Here is an 18,526-nt window from a genome sequence, read left to right as displayed (position 1 = left end):
TTATATGAATATTGCTTATTGATGTAGAAATCTACAGCTTTTAACTTTGTTTCAAGTGTGTGTTTTGACATGAAAAACTGCACCTCCAATTATTAGTTTTTGTCTAACAATTGGGGTGCAGTTCATTATTGGTAGTTTTATAGTGTTGCTGTTTGCTTTTCAAATTGTTTCTGGGCTATTTCTTACACTTACATATGTACCTGAGACTTCACAGCATTTGAGTAGCTCAACGGTCAGTATTTTTTCTTTTAATTATCCATTTTTAAGTTCTATTATAGCAGCGACTTTTTCATTCATTATTTCAAAGAAAGTATTTAAAGTTAAAAAGAGCACCTATAAATAAGTAGGTGCTCTTTTTGTGCTGAGAACAGTGATTACTATTTTTAATAAATCTCTTTTTCCTTTTTATGGTATTATATATAAATACATATTTAATACTGCCGAAAGAGGGAGATACTTAATGTTGCAATCACTGATTTTTGATATGGATGGAACGCTGTTTCAAACAGATAAAATTTTAGAATTATCACTTGATGATACCTTTAACCATTTGCGTACACTTAACCAGTGGGATACTAGTACGCCTATTGATAAGTATCGTGAAATCATGGGTGTACCTTTACCCAAAGTATGGGAAGCTTTATTACCCAATCAATCAGGTGAAATAAGAAAATATACAGATGGCTATTTTTTGAAAAGCTTAGTGGAGAATATAAGAAAAGGGAAAGGTGCTTTATATCCTAATGTAAAAGAGGTCTTTAGCTATTTAAAAGAAAATAATTGCTCCATTTACATAGCAAGTAACGGTTTAAAAGAGTATTTAGAAGCAATTGTAGACCATTACGATTTGAATAAGTGGGTGACAGAAACATTTAGTATTCAACAAATCCAAACCCTCAATAAAGGCGATTTAGTCAAAAAGATTATAAAGAAATACGATATCAAACACGCTGCAGTAGTGGGAGACCGTCTATCCGATATCAATGCCGCAAAGGATAATGGTTTAATGGCAGTAGGATGTAATTTTGATTTTGCTCAAGAAGCTGAGCTTGCACAGGCTGATGTGGTAATAGATGATTTAATAGAGTTAAAAACCATCATGTCTAACAGAAATAGTAGTTTGTCATTTTAAGCAATCCTTAAAATGGTATTTTAAAAAAGAAGATATTTATCGATTTTTAATATTTGGTAAATTAAAAAAAGGAGAATAAACTTATGTTGAACATCCGTATAGCCAATCCAAAAGATGCCGAAAAAATTATTGCCATAAAAAAAGATATCGTTATGACAAATGATGTTCTTCTTCGATTACCTGAGGACAAACAAGAAACAGTAGATGAATATAGAAAAAAGATGCAAAAGAAACAAGATAATGGTGGATTAACACTAATTATAGAACGCAAGGATGAAGTTATTGGGTTCCTTTCTTTTTCCAGATCTTCTTATAAGCGTTTGTATCATACTGGTTCGTTTGGTATTAGTGTGAAGCCGGAGTGTTCGAACTTGGGTGCTGGAACTGAGTTACTATCTTATTTAATAAAATGGGCAAAGGAGCAAGAGGGGTTAGAAAAGATAAACTTGGATGTATTCTCAAACAATAAACCAGCTATCCACTTATATCAGAAATTAGGGTTTGAAGAAGAAGGGAAACAAGTAAACCAGATTAAATTAAAAGATGGTTCCTACGCTGATATACTCTTTATGTCGTTGTCTTTATAAATTTCTCGATAAAATTCTTCTTATCAACTGATTTTATACATGATACGCAAAAGGATAGACTTTTACAAAAGCTTTAAAGGTCTATCCTTTTGATTTACGTTACAATATTATTTTTATAATAAGGGTAATCCATTTGTTTTTGAATCTTCGCTGCAGTTTCTGCTCCGTCGATTAACTCACACACGTATAGACCTAAATCTACTGAAGTGGAAACTCCACCGCCCGTAATAATACCATCATCTTGAACAATTCGTTCTTTCTCTACTTTGTTTGTATATTGCTGTAATAAATCAAATGCATTTGGGTGAGTGGTAGCTTTTTTGTTTGTGAGAAAGCCAGCCGCTCCTAGTAAAAGTGAGCCTGTACACACGGATACTTTATACCTCACATCTTTTGCCCCTTGTAACCAATCAATAAATTCTGCATTATATTGTAAAGTCCTAGTCCCCATTCCGCCTGGCACAAAAATTAAATCGTATTCCGATAGGTGAGGTAAAACTTTATTTACTTTAAACGTAATGCCTCTGTCATCATGTACCTCCTCAGTTAGCGCGCATAAATCCCATGTTACATCATCTTTAAACCCCAGCTTTTTTAATCTTGTAATCCCATCGTAAAATCCAATAAAATCTAATGCTGTTAATTGATCAAAAAGAATAAAACCAATTTTCATCTTGCATGACACCTTCCTTGCTATAATCGTCTATGTAATTTATTTCTCCATTAATTTTAAATTTTCCTTTTGGTTACAAGTCTTTGTTTGGTGTCAGGTTTTCTATTTAATGGTCTACCTTCAGAAAAATAATATGTTATTTTGAGAATGACTTTTGATGTAGTAATTAAAAATTAGGAACGCTAGAACTCTCTATGCTTTGAAAGCACAGCGGGTTCTTTTTTGTTTTGTAGGGGACACATTTAACGGTTCCCCTGCAATTTAAAATGTTTACATAATCTTTTCTTGTCATTAATAAATAGTTTACAATACTGAGCTATGCTTAGGTTAAGATTTCCAAAATAGTTTTATATTAAAAATAATTCTATGAGAAAGGAGATTTTTGATTATGACTTCGCATATGACTCGTAAATCTGATAGCGCTCACTTATATATTAGAGGATATAAGATAAAATTGACACTCAGCCAGTGGAAGCTTGTAAGCACTCGGAGATAATGGTTAACCCAACTATTAAAAGAGGAAAACCTCCATCTTAATTTAGATGGGGTTTTTTGCATTTCTTTTATTAACCTTTTAGTTGATTAACTATTTAGACTTTATAATGAAAAAGACTAACAAAAGTTAAAAAATGTAATAAAAAAGAGGAATATTATTTAAGTCAAATTAAAATAAAGCACAACTAAATATGCATTTTTTAAATGTTTTACCACTTTTTATTGACCATAAAAATTTAAAAGAATTAAAATAAATATAAAGTAAGTAGTTACTTACATTTTAAAATTAGTTTGTAGGAGGATGAATATTTTTAATGTATAGTTTAAGTTTTCAAAAGGTCGACGAGGCGAATGAACGAGTTGGAGCAAAAGCTTTAAACCTTATAAAAATGAAAAAAGAAAATTTACCGATTCCAGATGGATTTGTTATTCAAACGGAAGCTTTAAAGCGATATATTGAATGGAACGGGATTGATCGTCAAACGGATAATATACACGAGAGAATTTTACACGGGGAAATTCCTATTGAAATTGAATCGGATCTCATAGAGGCATTTCGAAACTTAAAGCGCTCTTATACGTCGGTAGCTGTTCGTTCATCATCCAGTGCTGAAGATTTAGAAGGTGCATCTTTTGCTGGCCAGTATGAAACCTATCTTAATGTGAAAAGTACCGAGGATTTTTTGAGTAAAGTGAAAGCGTGCTGGGCCTCATTTTTTACTGAAAGAGTCGAACAATATACTCAAAATATGTATGCTAATTTTGATGAAGTTTCAATGGCAGTTGTTGTTCAAGGTTTAATTCAGTCCGAAGTATCGGGAGTGATATTCAGTCAAAATCCTGTCACTCATAATACAAAAGAAATGATGATTAATGCCAGCTATGGATTAGGAGAAGCAATTGTATCGGGCTTAGTAACACCTGATGTTTACCTAGTTAATAAACAAACTTTTAAAATAGAGAAAGAAAAAGGGCTAAAAGAAGTAAAGATAATTCCACTTGCTGAAGGCGTTGAAGAAATCGAAACAACGGAAGATGAGCAGCAAAGGTTTTGTTTAACAGACGAGAAAATCATTGAATTGGCCGAAATAACAAAAGAAGTAGAAGCTCTTTACCAACATCCCGTAGACATAGAGTTTGGGGTTCAAGACAATCAAGTATATCTATTACAGGCAAGAGCTATTACCACATTAACAGAGGCCAAAGAATTAACTCCTTTCCAAAAAGATATATCTTTAAGTTTCGACGATATGGAAGAGTTTTGGATTTTAAATGACACAAGTTTTTCTCATGCTGTTAGCCCTCTGTACGCTTCATTTATTATTCCGGCATTTTCTGAAGGAACAGCTGCTAGTTTTAAAAAACTAAAGTTTATGTTTAATAGACTTAATTTAAAACTTTATAAAGGACATATCTATACAAAAATGGAGCCTTTTAAAGGAGATTCTAATAAAAGATTCCAAGAAAATAAAGAATTGATGGAAAGTATTTATCCAATCCTAACAAAACGAATGAATCAAATGATTACGGAACAATTCTTGCCTTACTATAACAAATTAAATAGTTTTACCCATGAAAATCTAACCCTTCAGAGAGGAAAAGAGATTCTTCAAAGTTTAGCTGATTTTTATAAAGTGGCATATGATCTGCACTTTGATATTGTTATGCCTCAAATGTCTTTAAATACTATAGTTGAAGAGTACTATAAAAACCTTACAAATAAAAAATCCGGACATGATGTTTATGAGCTATTGACGGGGAAAATGAACAAATCGTTGGAAACTGATCAGGAGCTTTCTAGACTTGCTTTAGCAGTGAAAAGAGATAGTGAACTTACTGAAATCTTTCAAGAAGAATGTATAGAAACTTTAGTGAAAAAGTTAGAGGAGAGTGAAGCAGGAAAAAGCTTTATGGCTGAATTAAATACTTTTCTAAAACAGTATGGATATCGAAACGTTGTAAGTCACGATTTTGTAGGAGAAACTTGGCTAGAGAATCCTCTTCACGCATTATCAATTATTCAAGGGTATGTTAATGACAATTACAACTTTGATGAGAATTTCAAACAGACGGTCAAGAAACGTGAACAGAACTATAATGAATTTCTGGAACAGATAGCGGATAGCAAACACAAAGAAGAATTTAAAAAATATTATCAGTGGGCATTAGATGCGTCCGTTATAAGAGATGATCATCATTTTTATATCGATGCAATGCTGGATGCAAAAGCTCGTTTATTCCTACTTAAGCTAGGTAATTTACTAGTTAATCATCATGTTTTTCTAGTGAAAGAAGATATTTTCTTCTTATATCTTGATGAACTAGAGTCTCTTTTAGAAAATCCAGTAGACATGACCCAATTAATTGAGAAACGTAAAGAAGAACATGTAGAACATGAGCAAACGTCTAATTTACCTAGATACTTCGGAGTCCCTGAAGCAGCTCAGCTGAAAGAAGCTGAGAAATATATGGGAGCTATTGAGGAAGACGACGCGAACAGCGAACATTCTATTAAAGGATTAGCCTCTTCTTCAGGAATCTATACCGGAAAAGTAAAAGTTATTTCAAACACAAAGGAATTTTACAAGTTAGAAAAAGGGGACGTTTTAGTATGTAAGACCACTACTCCACTTTGGACTACTTTATTTCAAACTGCGGGGGCTGTTATCACCGACGCTGGAGGTATTCTTTCTCATTCCGCAATAATTGCACGTGAATATGAAATTCCTGCAGTAGTTGGTACGAAAATAAGTACGGATAAGCTAAAAGATGGCGATATGGTTATGGTCGATGGTACGAGTGGAATTGTGACGCTTTTAAATGAATAAATAATTCTCTTCGCTTCCATTTGACAACAGCTCTTTTTCCTTTATATACTGCCTAATGGAAAGTAAATACTTACATTCAGGAAGCATAAAGGATGATCAATATGAAAAAAGATGAAACAAAAAAGAAGATCACAAAAGCTACAATAGAGCTGCTTAAAGAAAAAGGCTATAAAGGTACTACCACTAGAGAAATTTCAGAACAAGCTGGCGTTAATGAATTGACGGTTTTTCGCCACTTTGGCAATAAAGAAGGCATTATTCAAGCTATTGTCAAAACAACAAGCTTTTCGCTTGAAATTTTTGATAAATCAATTGAATGGGAGCTTGAAAAAGATTTGACGAATTTCGGTTACCTGTTACTAAAAGACTTTGATAATAACCGAGACATGATTTCAATTGCTTTAAAAGACCCTTTAATTTTCTCACAAGCGCACGAAGAAATTATAAAAAAAATTAATGATACGAAAGAAATATTAAAAGAATACTTTGAAGAAATGCAAAAGAAAGGATATATCAAAGAATTAGATTGCTGTACACAAGCGGAGATTTTCCTAAGTACGTATTGGGGATATTTTATGTATAAACTAAATTTTGGAGACAAAGCCTTACATGCAGATTATCAAGATATGATAAAAAGCAGTATAAAAACGTTTATAAAAGGAATTTCTCTCCACTAAAAGGAGGCAATAATGTTTGGGCAAACATAAAGAGCTTATCTTGATTATTTCATTACTAATTGGGACATTTCTTGTACCAATAAATTCGACAATGATTGCTGTTGCTCTATCGACCATATCAGCTCATTTTAACGAACCACTTGCAAGTATTTCTTGGGTAGTAACTATTTATTTAATTGTAATGGCCGTTACTCAGCCTATCGCTGGAAAACTAGGAGATCTGTACGGAAACAGAAATATCTATTTATGGGGCGTGGTGTTCTTTCTAATAGCATCTTTAGGCTGTATATTTTCAACTAATCTCATTTCCCTTATTATCTTTCGATCACTGCAGGCAGTAGGAGGAGCTTTACTCACTCCAAATACTATAGCAATCATTAGATATGTTGTACCAAAAGAACGTCTCCCTAAAGTTTTGGGTATATTTGGAATGGGGATGGGTTTGGGTGCTGCAATCGGACCATTATTAGGATCTATACTGCTTGAAAACTTCAACTTGGAAGCTATATTCTGGGTCAACGTTCCTTTTCTTTTCTTAGCTTTGATCAGTGGTATAGTTATGATTCCTAAATTTAATGTTAAAAAGCAAACAAGTACTTTAGATATTCAAGGTTCCATTTATTTAGCAATTAGCATTTCTTTATTAATCTTGTTGACACACGGTATGGAATTTACTAAGGCTTTAATAATGGGAATAATATTTATTCTATCTACAATTTTGTTTATCAAAAGAGAAAATACGGCAGAAAACCCAATTATCGATTTTTCTTTATTTAAAAATTCCACCTTTACAAGCGCTAATTTATCTATTATGCTTAGCAATTTTGTTATGTATGTAATTTTATTAATTATGCCGCTGTTAATGAAGGCTCAATTTCACTTATCTACAGCGCAAACAGGGCTTGTTTTATCGGTTTTTTCGATTTCAATGTCTTTAAGCGGCTGGATAGGAGGATTATTAAACAATAAGTTTAGTTCTAAAAAAGTGATTGGATTTTCTTTTGCTATGATCATTTTCTCCAATATTCTTTTTCTATCCTTAGAGAACGTTGGATCTATTCTTTTTCTTATAGCGGCTTTAATTATTGGAGGTTTTTCTACGGGAGTAGGTTTAACAAGCATGCAGGTTGCCTCGCTTGATTCCGTAAGTAAAGAGCAATCTGGTACAGCCTCTGGCATATACTCGACGTTTCGCTATTTTGGGAGTATTATTTCGTCCACGCTTATCGCTCTTGTTACAAGCTATAACTACATCTTTATTATTTTGGGGATATCAGGGATAGTAGGTTTACTAGTAGCTAGGAGCATTAAATCTGGCAGCCAAGACATGATAAGCAGCAATAATTCCAGTGCAAAAGCATAGTTATTTTTTGATAAAGCTTTTATATACACAAATTACTAATTCATCGATAAAAAATAAGTACTGCTTCTAAAATAGGAGCAGTACTTATTTTTTACTTAAAAATCTTAGAAAAAACAACAGATGAATTCATCTGTTCCCTTCAAAAATGACTTGTTTTAAATAAAAAAATTCTAATAATTCAATCTTGTTATTGACGAACTCGCATTTCAGATGTACACTTAAGTCACAAAGCTACTTAGTATACAAGTTACCTAAGTATACTAAATTATATGTTAATGGATATCATTTAGAAAACAGCAAGTCATAAATTAATGAGGTGACTAAAATGAAAGAAATTAGTATTGAAGAATTAAAAGAAAAAGCCATTCAATTAAGAAAAACAGCACTTACAATGATTTATGGAGCACAGTCTGGCCATCCAGGAGGTTCACTTTCTGCAGCTGATATTATGGCAGCGCTTTATTTCAAAGAAATGAATGTTGATCCGCACAACCCTAACTGGGAAGATCGTGATAGATTTGTACTTTCTAAAGGTCACGTTTGTCCCATTCAATATTCGGCTTTAGCTTTACGAGGATTCGTTCCCTATGAAACGATATACACGTTAAGAGAATACGGTTCTCCGTTTCAAGGACATCCAGATATGAAAAAGTGTAACGGTATTGATATTTCAACAGGCTCACTAGGACAAGGACTTTCGTGTGGCGTAGGTATGGCAATCGCAGGGAAACGAGATTTCAAAGACTATAGAGTTTTTTCTTTAGTAGGAGACGGAGAATGTCAAGAAGGACAAATTTGGGAAGCTGCTCAAACAGCAGTTAAGTACCAATTAGATAATTTAATTGTATTTGTAGATAATAACAGACTTCAAATCGATGGATTTTGTGATGAAATTATGCCACTGCAAGATTTAGAGAAAAAATTTGATGCGTTTGGTTTTGAAACAAAGCGAATTAATGGACACTCCATGGAAGAGATTGTAGAAACATTGGATGAAGTAAGAGTAGCGAAGAATGGAAGACCAAAATGTATCATCTGTGACACGGTAAAAGGTAAAGGAGTTTCATTCATGGAGGATGTGGCTGATTGGCACGGGATTGCTCCAAATGAAGAACAATATCATCAAGCAATGGAAGAAGTAGCAGGAGGGTTAAGATAATGAGCATACTAGAAAAAGATCTTACAGTAAAAAAAGCTACGAGAGAAGCCTTTGGAGATGAAATCGTAAAATTAGGGAAAGAAAATAAAAATATTTATGTCATTGATGTAGATATTGCAAAGTCGTGTAAAACAGTAAACTTTATCAAACAATTACCCGACCAGCATATTAATGTCGGTATTGCAGAGCAAAATGCAGCTGGGTTAGCAGCTGGACTTGCTACGACTGGTAAAATTCCTTTTGTAAGCACTTACGCGGTTTTTGGTTCGTTAAGAATGCTTGAACAAATTAGACAAGAAGTCTGCTACCCTAACTTAAATGTAAAGATTGCTTGTTCACACGGCGGTTTAACGCCAGCTAATGATGGCGGAAGTCATCAGGCTATAGAAGATATGGGTGTATTAAGATCGGTTCCAAATATGACCGTCATTATGGGAGCTGACTATTATTCTACTAGAAAGCTAGTAGAACAAGCTGCTAAAGTGTACGGACCTGTATATCTTCGTTTTACTCGCGATACGGTTCCCATGATTTACGATGAAAATGAAGAGTTTACAATTGGAAAAGTGAAAAAAATTAAAAATGGAAGCGATATCGCCATTATTGCCAACGGCGATACAGTACGACTCGCTTTAGAAGCAACGAAAGAATTAGAGAAACAAGGCATATCTGTGAAATTACTAGACATGCATACGATTAAGCCTTTAGATCGAGAAGCAGTGGTTGACTGCTTAAATATTGGAAAAATCATTACGGTTGAAGATCACAATATTCTAAATGGCCTTGGCAGTGCCGTATGTGAAGTAGTTGCGGAAGAAGGAAAAGGTATAGTTCGAAGAATTGGTGTACAGGATCAATTTGGACAATCTGCGCCTTATGAAAAACTATTAGAGTTAAATGGAATTACTGTAGAAAATATTATCAAAACAGCTAAAGAACTGATTTAAGACTAACTATATTAAATAGATAAAGCTAACAAGATGGGGGAAATATAATATGTTTGATTTAAAAGAGAGAGTAGCAATTATTACTGGTAGCGGTTCCAAAAAAGGGATTGGACGTACAATCGCCCTGACACTTGCAGAGCAAGGAGCGGCTGTTGTTATAGCAGATATTAATTTTGATGGTGTACAGGATACAGTCAACGAAATAAAAGAAGCTGGCGGCAAAGCCTTAGGAATAGAGCTAAATGTAACAAGTAAAGATTCTTGCGATGCGATGGTTAAACAAACACTTGAAGAATTCGGCAGAATTGATATTTTAATTAATAATGCAGGGATTTCTCAAAAGGTTACCGTTCAAGATATGACGCTTGAAGACATTACAAAAGTGTTTAACGTCAATATGTTTGGGTTGTTTCTATGTACGCAAGCAGTATTAGAAACAATGAAAGATCAAAAGTATGGTCGAATTATAAGCCTGTCTTCTGTTTCGGCTAAAAGAGGTGGAGGAGTTTTTGGAGGACCGCACTACTCGGCATCTAAGGCCGCAGTACTAGGTTTTTCAAAGAACTTAGCGCGCGAGGTAGCCTTAGATGGTATTACGGTTAACTGTGTAGCTCCTGGACTCGTTAATACAGAAATTTGGAAGTCTCTTCCTGAAGAAGATGCAAAGTCTGTGATTGATAGTATTCCTATGGGTAGACCGGGTGAAGTAAAAGAAATCGCAGCTACAATTGCCTTTTTAGCTTCAAAAGAAGCTTCTTATATTACAGGAGAAGAAATTGATATAAACGGTGGCTCACATATGGATTGATATTCAAGTTTGTTATACAGGCATGCCATTATGGTATGCCTGTAAAGCTGTTTATTGATAAAATTATTAGTAAAATGAGAAACTGACTACATAAGTAAGGATTTTTTTGCTAGAAGATGCTAGGCTTGTTGCCCCTAAAAATAGAACAGTATATAATAATTATGTCTACTTAATTATGAATAAAATGAGCTAATAATTATAGAGAGAAGTGATTTCCATTAGTTTTAATCCAGTTTCCAATAATAAATTATATATTCAAATTTATAATCAAATTCTTTCTGAAATTCAATCTGGAGCGTTCCAAGTAGGAGATAAACTCCCTGCTGAAAGGGAGCTGTGTGAACAATTTGGTGTAAGTCGAGTGCCTGTTAGACAAGCCCTTAGCGCCCTAGAATTGAACGGTTTTATTTATTCTCGTCAAGGAGAAGGTGTATACGTTAAAGAGTTTCAAACAGAAGCTGAAAATTCTCAATCCACATTTTTGATGGAATCTGCCTCCCCTGAAGACATTGTTGAAGCAAGAATGAACATAGAACCTCTTATTGTACGCTTTGCAGCTTTGAGAGCTACAGAAGAAGACATTAAGGACCTGCGTGCAACAATTGATAAGATGGAGGAAGAAACGAACGCAGGCGTGTATGTACCAGAAACAGATGAAGCCCTACATAATGGTATAGCAAAGGCTTCTCATAATGATTTATTTATTAGTATTATGGCAGCTATTAGCAATGCGATGAAACAGCAGGAAATGTGGAAGTTTATAAGAGATCGAACCGTCACGAGACCTGACTACCGAGAAGTTAATTTTAATGAGCATAAATTACTTATTAATGCAATTGAACAACATAACGAAGAAGAAGCTGTGAGAATTATGAATTTCCACATGCGAAACTTGTATGATCGCTATTGGAAAGCTTAATTCCAACTAATTTTTATAAAGACAATACCCAGTATAGAGTCAAAAGACAGCTAAAGTGTAGCTGTCTTTTTGCTGTTGAAAAGACAGCATAAAATGAGTAAGATACAGTGTTTTCTTTCCAAACAAACTATATATTTCTTTTATTCTTTAAGAAAATTAAGAAAATATTTAATCTAACAATTATATTGACAATTAGTAGGTATGTAAGTACACTGTTTATATAAGGTAACTTAGTATACAAGTAGCGAATCTATAAAACGGAGGTAATGTAAATCTTAAAATTCATTATTCTTTACAGCTCGATATTTTTTGAAGAGATTAGCAGAAAGGTTCAAAAATGTAAGCGTTTTTTATCGTTATCGTGCATTACAAATGTTTTGGATTATTAGGATAGAAATTAGAAAGTAGATTTATAGTGCTTTCATATCGTTAGTAAGGTTCTTGTATATAATATTTTCTAATAGTTCTTGCTTTTTTAAATGATAAATAATACAGGGGGATAATTCGCTTTTTCATTTTTATATTTCCATATGAAAGGGATTACAGAAGCAGGGACTAGATTTACTTAGACTTAGAAATAGATCAATCATCTTTTATGTAAACTTTTAATTCTTTCTGTCAATTAGCCTAGAGCAAACACTCAGGTCAAAGACCGAAGAGTATGAAGGATAGAAGGATGGTAACCCAGGGAGGAATTATTTTGGATCCAATTAACTTAGAACGTTCAACTACTAAAAAAGTAACGTTAAGGCTCATTCCATTTCTATTTTTATGTTTTACCATATCGATACTTGATCGAGTAAATATTGGGTTTGCTGCATTACAAATGAATGAAGATTTAGGTTTTTCTAATGCTGTTTTTGGATTAGGGGCAGGGATTTTCTTCCTTGGCTATTTCCTTTTAGAAGTACCTGGAAGTGCTATGATGACGAAAGTCGGAGCTAGAAGATGGATTAGTAGAATCATGATTACATGGGCAGTAATTGCTATTTTAATGGCTTTTATCCAAACGCCATGGCAGTTTTATACCGCAAGATTTCTTTTAGGAATTGCTGAAGCTAGCTTTTATCCTTGTATGGTCTTTTATCTAAGTGGTTTTTATCAAACAAAACATCATGCAAAAGCAATTGCTGGATTTATGATTGCAATCCCTGGTGCTAATGCAATAGGATCTCCTCTTTCTACTTATTTATTAGGTATTGACTGGTTAAACATGGCTGGATGGCAATGGCTTTTCATTTTGGAAGCGATTCCAGCTTTGATCTTAGGTGTGATATGCTTCTTCTATCTTGACGATAAGCTGGAGGACGTAAAATGGTTGACGAACGAGGAGAAGAAATGGTTAATCGACGTTACAACAAAAGAGAAGTTAGAAAAGCAGGAAGCCAAACACTATACATTTGCTCAGGCCTTAAAAGATCGTGACGTATTAACCTTATCTTTAGGATACTTTTTCTGGATGGTTGGCTACTATGGCATCGTCATGTTTTTACCGACAATTTCAGAAGGTTTATCTAAAACGACTTCTCTTAGTACACATGCGATGGGGTGGATTTTAGGGTTAATGTATGTTTGTGCAATGGCAACTATGATGTTGGTTAGTAACCACTCTGACAAGAAAAATGAAAGACGCTTTCACGTCGTTGCTTGTTTAGTAACAAGTGGCGTGGCATTAATTATCAGTAGCTACGTTGCAAATATGAACATTGTTTTATCATTTGTATTCTTAACGATCAGTCTTTGCGGAGCGTTCGGGGCATATTCTCCGTTTTGGGCAATTCCACCGTCTTTCTTAACGGAAGCTGCTGCTGCAGGTGCTATTGCTCTTATCAATAGTATTGGTAATCTAGGTGGTTTCTTCGGACCGTATATTGTGGGATACATTAAAGATCTAACAGGATCTTTTAATGCTAGTATGACATTTTTAGGTATTAGCATGTTCGTAGCGTCCTTTATCGTAGCCTTTTTATTAAAACAATCAGGAAGAGCTATTAAAAAAAATACAGTCGATCAATTAGAAAAAACTAGTTGATTCTTGTTTGAAAAAAATTTGTACTATTAGAAAGAGGCCGGCAATTAGTCTCTAGAAACTGTCGGCCAACTTTCTTACATGCATAAGAATAACAGGGGTGTATGGCAATGATGAAGCTCGGAGTTTTAACAAGTGGCGGAGACGCTCCAGGAATGAATGCTGCTATTAGAGCAGTAGTAAAAACAGCTGACTATCATAACATAGAGGTAATGGGAATCGAGGGTGGTTACCAAGGTTTAATAGAAGGTAAACTTCATAGATTAACCCCTACAGATGTAGATTACATTGCGGATAAAGGAGGAACATTTTTAAAAACCTCCCGATGCGCAGAATTTATGGAAGAGTCAGGGAGAATGAAGGCCTTAAAGATACTAAAGGATGATGGGATTAATCACTTAGTAGTAATCGGTGGTGAAGGATCTTTTAAAGGCGCTCAAAAATTACATGAGTTAGGTGTAAATGTCATTGCTATTCCCGCAACGATAGATAATGACTTATCTTACACAGATTATTCACTTGGATTTGATACTACATTAAATACGATATTAGAATGCCTCAGTAAAATTAAGGATACAGATTTATCTCATGAAAAGACAACAATTGTGGAAGTAATGGGAAGATATTGCGGCGATTTAGCCCTGTACTCTGCTTTAGCAGGCGCAGGAGAAATTATCTCCACACCTGAGAGGAAATTAAGTTTTGAAGAGATATGTTCCAAACTGAGCGAGAAAATGAAAAGGGGCAAAAAAGATAACCTAATTCTAATTACTGAAAAAATGTACGAGATTCAAGACCTGCAAAAATATGTTGAGGATCGCCTAGATATTAGCGTAAGGACAAGTATATTGGGTTTCATTCAAAGAGGAGGACAGCCGTCCGCATTTGATCGCATATTAGCAAGTAAAATGGGGATTACAGCAGTAGAATTATTACTCAAAGGGGATTCTGGCAGGGCCGTAGGAATTAAAGAAAATGACTTAATCAATGTAGATATTGAAAAAGTTCATTCGAAATTATCTAGTAATGATGACAAATACAGCTTACTGGATACCATTCTAGCTTAAGAATATCTTTTCTATCATACAATGATTGATCAAAATAGAGATAAAACGAATTTGTTTCTAAAGAAATGTATTTGAATACAAACGAATTTTTCTAATAAAAAGGAGGAAATAGACATGAATAAGCAGGTTAATGTAAAACAGGGAACTATCGTTTGTCAAGTATGTGGGAAAGTTATTGAGAATGTAGACAACTCTGAAGGGGTTAAAACATGGTACGGGAAGTGTTCTGAGGATTGTTCTAGGAAATAACGTAGGGGTAAAAAGAGACCCCAAAATCATTAGAATTTTAATTAAGACTATAGCTGAACAAGGAGAGTAATCTTATGAAAGTCATAATTGCTTCAGATCATGGTGGGATAAACATTCGTAAAGAGATTATAAATCTACTAGATGAAATGTCCATAATATATGAAGATCTAGGCTGTGAATGCAGTAGCTCAGTCGATTATCCAGACTATGCGATTCCAGCTGCCCAAAGAGTAGCAAATGGAGAAGCGGATTTTGGAATTTTAATCTGCGGTACGGGAATTGGCATGAGTATTGCCGCTAATAAAGTAAAAGGAATTCGTTGCGCACTCGTTCATGATGTTTTTTCAGCTAAAATGACGCGTGAACACAACGATACGAACATTTTAGCCATGGGGGAACGAGTAATTGGACCAGGTTTAGCCCGCGAAATTGCGGAGACTTGGTTAACAACCCAATTTGTTGGGGGCCGTCATGAAAATCGCATCTGTAAAATTACAGAATACGAAAATGTATCAGAACCTTCTCTTGAAAGAAAATAAAGACAAAAAAGGCAAGAATCAATTTGGTTCTTGCCTTTTCCTATTATTTCACTTACTGATATGATGATTATAGATCCTATCAGAATAGCAAAACTAACCACTCCAATTCCCATACCAGTTAACCTTCCGTAAAAGCAGCTTATTATGACAACACTGAGACTGATTATTTACAATTAAAATAGATGTAATAAAATATCCCTGATTTATTATTGGGAGTTAAAGAAGTTTGTTTGCTGATAAAGACATCTGTACGGTTAGTATCTATATATAGGAGGAAGCAAATATGCAGGGTAAAACGATGATAACAAAAGTTATGGCTTACATAACTAGGTTTAATGGTCATCATACAGAGTTACTAGTTTACAAACACAAAGATTATCCAGAAGCAGGAGTTCAAGTTCCAGCAGGTACTGTAGAAGAGGGAGAAACAATTGAAGAAGCTTTATATAGGGAGGTCAAAGAAGAATCTGGATTAATGGAGTTTTTATCGGTAACAAAATTAAAAACATATGTTTATCGTCATGAAGGTAAGAGCCAGTATCATGAACGACATGTTTTTCATTTAGAAGTTAAAGAAAAACATGCAGAACGGTGGGAATATAAGGTTAATTCTAAAGGGGAAGATGCAGGATTAATCTTTTCATACTATTGGGTTCCTATTCAAGCTATTCCCAAACTAGCTGTAAATCAAGATGATTGCATTAATCAGTTATTTTTATAGTTCTAGATTTATTAATAAGGGGAATATGTAGGTATCAAAGAGAATAAAAGTAATTTTTCTATTACATCAAACCGTCTAGATGTACAGCAACGTTTTTATTCATTTTCAATAAATTATTGATGTTGAAAATGGTGTTGCTAAGTCAAATGATCACCAAAATAAATGCAATGTTTTATTAAGTTGCAAAATGAAAATATCTATCTCCTGATATACTTATCTAAAACCCCTACTAAAAGGAGAATAGGAAACATGCTTAATCAATTAAAGCTGTGGGCTAAAAAGTTAAAAAAGCAGCTATTTATCTTATACTTAGCTCATAAAGATGAACGAGTATCTTGGTATATCAAATTATTTACTGCTTGTGTTGTTGCATATGCCTTCAGTCCAATCGATTTAATTCCTGATTTTATACCGGTTTTAGGCTATATTGACGATATAATCATTGTTCCTTTAGGAATTATGCTTGCTTTGAAGATGCTACCTATAAATGTTATAGAGGACTGCACATTAAAAGCAGAAGAGCTCATTCAAAATGAACGACCTAAAAATTGGGTTGTGGGTTCAATTATTATCGTAGTATGGCTACTTATTTTTATGTGGAGCTGTTTTACTGTTTTTAAATTATTAAATTGAATAAACTCTTATCAAGAAAAAATATAGTAGGTTTACTATCGATCGTTATGATACAAAATGGTAAATGATATATATAATTGAAAGGAGTACATTAGAACAAATGCAGCAAATTGATATCCAAGAAAAAAAGATAGACAGAGCTCTCTTTCAATTTGTTTTTCCTTTTTCCTTAAAGCAAGGAACTGAATCTAGTATCTCCCTTTTTTTAAATAAGAGCGGATTTAAGCTTTTTCAGTTAAATCAACTAGAAGACGAATGTGCATATTACGGCGATTTTAAAGTCTCTCATCGTGATATGGAGGCGTATTATTTGTCTTTCACTAATAAGATACTCTTTCCACACTCAGAAAAAGAAAAAGGTCTTCATAGATATTCAAAACCTTTAAATATAAGAGGTAAGTTAATTACGGATAAAGAGTGCATTCCTTTTCAAATACACTCTGTTGATTTAACGACATGTCCTTATGAACTTGGATTTTTAACTATTCGAACTGAGTTGAAACCCTCTACGTCTATGTCATTGTCTCATTCTTTAGAATTCGCAGATCGCTTTCGCGTATTAGAACCACGAACACGAAAAGACAGCAGTACAAAAATTGAATGCGTTGGAAAGATATACAAGGGAGCAGGGGAATTTATATTTAACAATCTCTTTGAGGGGCTCTCCCGCTTTTTTGAAGGTGATTCAAAGGAAAATTCTTATTTTGAAACCTTTTCTTTTTTTGAAGATGAAAGAATGTATGTACAATCTTTAGTGGCACTAGAGAAAAGTGAAAAAATTGATTTAGTTGATGTTTATCGGATGGGAAGCCTCTGCGGCTTAACTGTAGAGGGGGAGCCATATGTTCATGCTAATAACCTTCCTTACATTCAAGATTATTTACAAAAACACGCTTATCAGCGCTGGGCTCCTAGCACTTATTTTCTGATAGAAGAACATATTTTTACTTGTATAACGTTTCAAGATGAACGTACAACTCCTGATTTAGCTAATCAGTTTTATGGAGAATTTTACTACGGGCTTGTATTAAATCTTTTTCACAAGATCGTTTTATTAAAATTAGCTAATACCTATACAGAGCTAAATATTGAAAAAGACGTAAAAGAAATGGAAAAATTAATTTATTCCATTAATTCGTTTACCGCCAATTATTTTTCCCTTGAAATAGTATCTCAGTCCCGGAGCCGTGATATTTTCTATCTTCTTAGGAAAAATTTCAATATTGAGTTGTTATATAAGGAAGCTAAACAATCTCTAGAGAGTTTATTTAGATACCAGGAAAACGTTAATACGAAAAAAGACAGCCTGTTATTGCTGATTTTGACTCTTTATTCCGTGGTAGGTCAAATGCTTGGAATGGGGCTTGTAGTAAATGATTTTATCGGAAGAATCAAATGGAGAAATATACTTGCATACAATCCTGTAGAATATTTTGCATTAATCCTAGGAGCTAGCGGTGTCATAATCTCTCTGATACTAGGTATACAAAGTTTGTACCGATGGATAATTGATCAAAGAAATCGAAAAAAATGGGTGAAACAGACTGTATTATCTTCAACAAAGGAATGAGAGCATTCCTTTATTTCCTCCATATTTATCTTAAAACAGAAACAAAGATCGTACCTTAGCCCATAATTGATAACCATGGGTATCAATTATGGGCTAATTTATCTCTATGCCTTTTCAAAAAATGTTCAGC

17 protein-coding genes are annotated in these 18,526 nt (G+C 34.0%); 16 read left to right on the top strand and 1 reads right to left on the bottom strand.

What is annotated here, in order from left to right; translation table 11 throughout:
* Positions 1–460: 460 nt before the first annotated feature.
* Both MMB68_RS22160 and MMB68_RS22155 read left to right on the top strand, forming a co-directional pair.
* Positions 461–1,132: an HAD family hydrolase gene (locus MMB68_RS22160; protein WP_277549333.1), complete on the top strand. Its 672-nt coding sequence runs from the start codon at positions 461–463 to the stop codon at positions 1,130–1,132.
* Positions 1,133–1,215: 83 nt separating this feature from the next.
* Entirely contained in the window at positions 1,216–1,719 is a 504-nt protein-coding gene (locus MMB68_RS22155; protein WP_277549331.1) for a GNAT family N-acetyltransferase, read from the top strand.
* Positions 1,720–1,813: 94 nt separating this feature from the next.
* On the opposite strand, the gene MMB68_RS22150 is transcribed toward MMB68_RS22155, so the two are convergent.
* A complete protein-coding gene (locus MMB68_RS22150) occupies positions 1,814–2,392 on the bottom strand; it encodes a DJ-1/PfpI family protein (RefSeq protein ID WP_221785973.1) in 579 nt (192 codons plus the stop codon).
* A gap of 809 nt (positions 2,393–3,201) precedes the next feature.
* On the opposite strand from MMB68_RS22150, the gene MMB68_RS22145 reads away from it, so the two are divergent.
* The 14 genes from MMB68_RS22145 to MMB68_RS22080 all read left to right on the top strand — a co-directional run bounded on the left by MMB68_RS22145 (position 3,202) and on the right by MMB68_RS22080 (position 18,396).
* Positions 3,202–5,715 carry a PEP/pyruvate-binding domain-containing protein gene (locus tag MMB68_RS22145; protein ID WP_277549330.1) on the top strand — a complete coding sequence of 838 codons (2,514 nt, stop codon included), beginning with the start codon at positions 3,202–3,204 and terminating at the stop codon, positions 5,713–5,715.
* 101 nt (positions 5,716–5,816) lie between these two features.
* Positions 5,817–6,392: a TetR/AcrR family transcriptional regulator gene (locus tag MMB68_RS22140; protein WP_264409067.1), complete on the top strand. Its 576-nt coding sequence runs from the start codon at positions 5,817–5,819 to the stop codon at positions 6,390–6,392.
* A gap of 16 nt (positions 6,393–6,408) precedes the next feature.
* Complete coding sequence (locus tag MMB68_RS22135; RefSeq protein WP_277549329.1) at positions 6,409–7,755, top strand: MFS transporter; 1,347 nt, start codon at positions 6,409–6,411, stop codon at positions 7,753–7,755.
* Positions 7,756–8,062: 307 nt separating this feature from the next.
* The gene (locus MMB68_RS22130; RefSeq protein ID WP_319641382.1) at positions 8,063–8,914 is read left to right on the top strand and encodes a transketolase; all 852 of its coding nucleotides are present in this window, start codon (positions 8,063–8,065) and stop codon (positions 8,912–8,914) included.
* The gene (locus MMB68_RS22125) at positions 8,914–9,861 is read left to right on the top strand and encodes a transketolase family protein (protein WP_277447991.1); all 948 of its coding nucleotides are present in this window, start codon (positions 8,914–8,916) and stop codon (positions 9,859–9,861) included. Before MMB68_RS22130 ends, MMB68_RS22125 begins: the two co-directional genes overlap by 1 nt.
* Positions 9,862–9,910: 49 nt before the next feature.
* Positions 9,911–10,669: an SDR family NAD(P)-dependent oxidoreductase gene (locus MMB68_RS22120; RefSeq protein WP_043980703.1), complete on the top strand. Its 759-nt coding sequence runs from the start codon at positions 9,911–9,913 to the stop codon at positions 10,667–10,669.
* A gap of 208 nt (positions 10,670–10,877) precedes the next feature.
* Positions 10,878–11,588, top strand: coding sequence for a FadR/GntR family transcriptional regulator (locus MMB68_RS22115; protein WP_264409071.1), 711 nt, complete (start codon positions 10,878–10,880; stop codon positions 11,586–11,588).
* Positions 11,589–12,288: 700 nt separating this feature from the next.
* On the top strand, positions 12,289–13,620 hold the full coding sequence (locus MMB68_RS22110; protein ID WP_221785967.1) for an MFS transporter: 1,332 nt from the start codon (positions 12,289–12,291) through the stop codon (positions 13,618–13,620).
* Positions 13,621–13,727: 107 nt separating this feature from the next.
* Positions 13,728–14,684 carry a 6-phosphofructokinase gene (gene pfkA, locus MMB68_RS22105; RefSeq protein WP_221785966.1) on the top strand — a complete coding sequence of 319 codons (957 nt, stop codon included), beginning with the start codon at positions 13,728–13,730 and terminating at the stop codon, positions 14,682–14,684.
* Between the two features lie 114 nt (positions 14,685–14,798).
* Positions 14,799–14,933, top strand: coding sequence for a GapA-binding peptide SR1P (locus MMB68_RS22100; protein ID WP_107917869.1), 135 nt, complete (start codon positions 14,799–14,801; stop codon positions 14,931–14,933).
* A gap of 74 nt (positions 14,934–15,007) precedes the next feature.
* Positions 15,008–15,472 (top strand): ribose 5-phosphate isomerase B, encoded by a 465-nt coding sequence (gene rpiB / locus MMB68_RS22095; protein WP_221785965.1) that lies wholly within the window; start codon positions 15,008–15,010, stop codon positions 15,470–15,472.
* A gap of 283 nt (positions 15,473–15,755) precedes the next feature.
* Positions 15,756–16,193 (top strand): NUDIX hydrolase, encoded by a 438-nt coding sequence (locus MMB68_RS22090; protein ID WP_153255042.1) that lies wholly within the window; start codon positions 15,756–15,758, stop codon positions 16,191–16,193.
* Between the two features lie 249 nt (positions 16,194–16,442).
* Complete coding sequence (locus MMB68_RS22085) at positions 16,443–16,826, top strand: YkvA family protein (RefSeq protein ID WP_221785964.1); 384 nt, start codon at positions 16,443–16,445, stop codon at positions 16,824–16,826.
* 100 nt (positions 16,827–16,926) lie between these two features.
* Complete coding sequence (locus MMB68_RS22080; RefSeq protein WP_221785963.1) at positions 16,927–18,396, top strand: hypothetical protein; 1,470 nt, start codon at positions 16,927–16,929, stop codon at positions 18,394–18,396.
* The last annotated feature ends 130 nt before the right edge of the window (positions 18,397–18,526 follow it).

The organism is Priestia sp. Y58 (assembly GCF_029522095.1).
In the GTDB taxonomy this organism is placed as follows: Bacteria; Bacillota; Bacilli; order Bacillales; family Bacillaceae_H; genus Priestia; species Priestia megaterium_E.
Note: the sequence above shows the minus strand (reverse complement) of the source record. Positions and strands in the feature narration are given on the sequence as shown.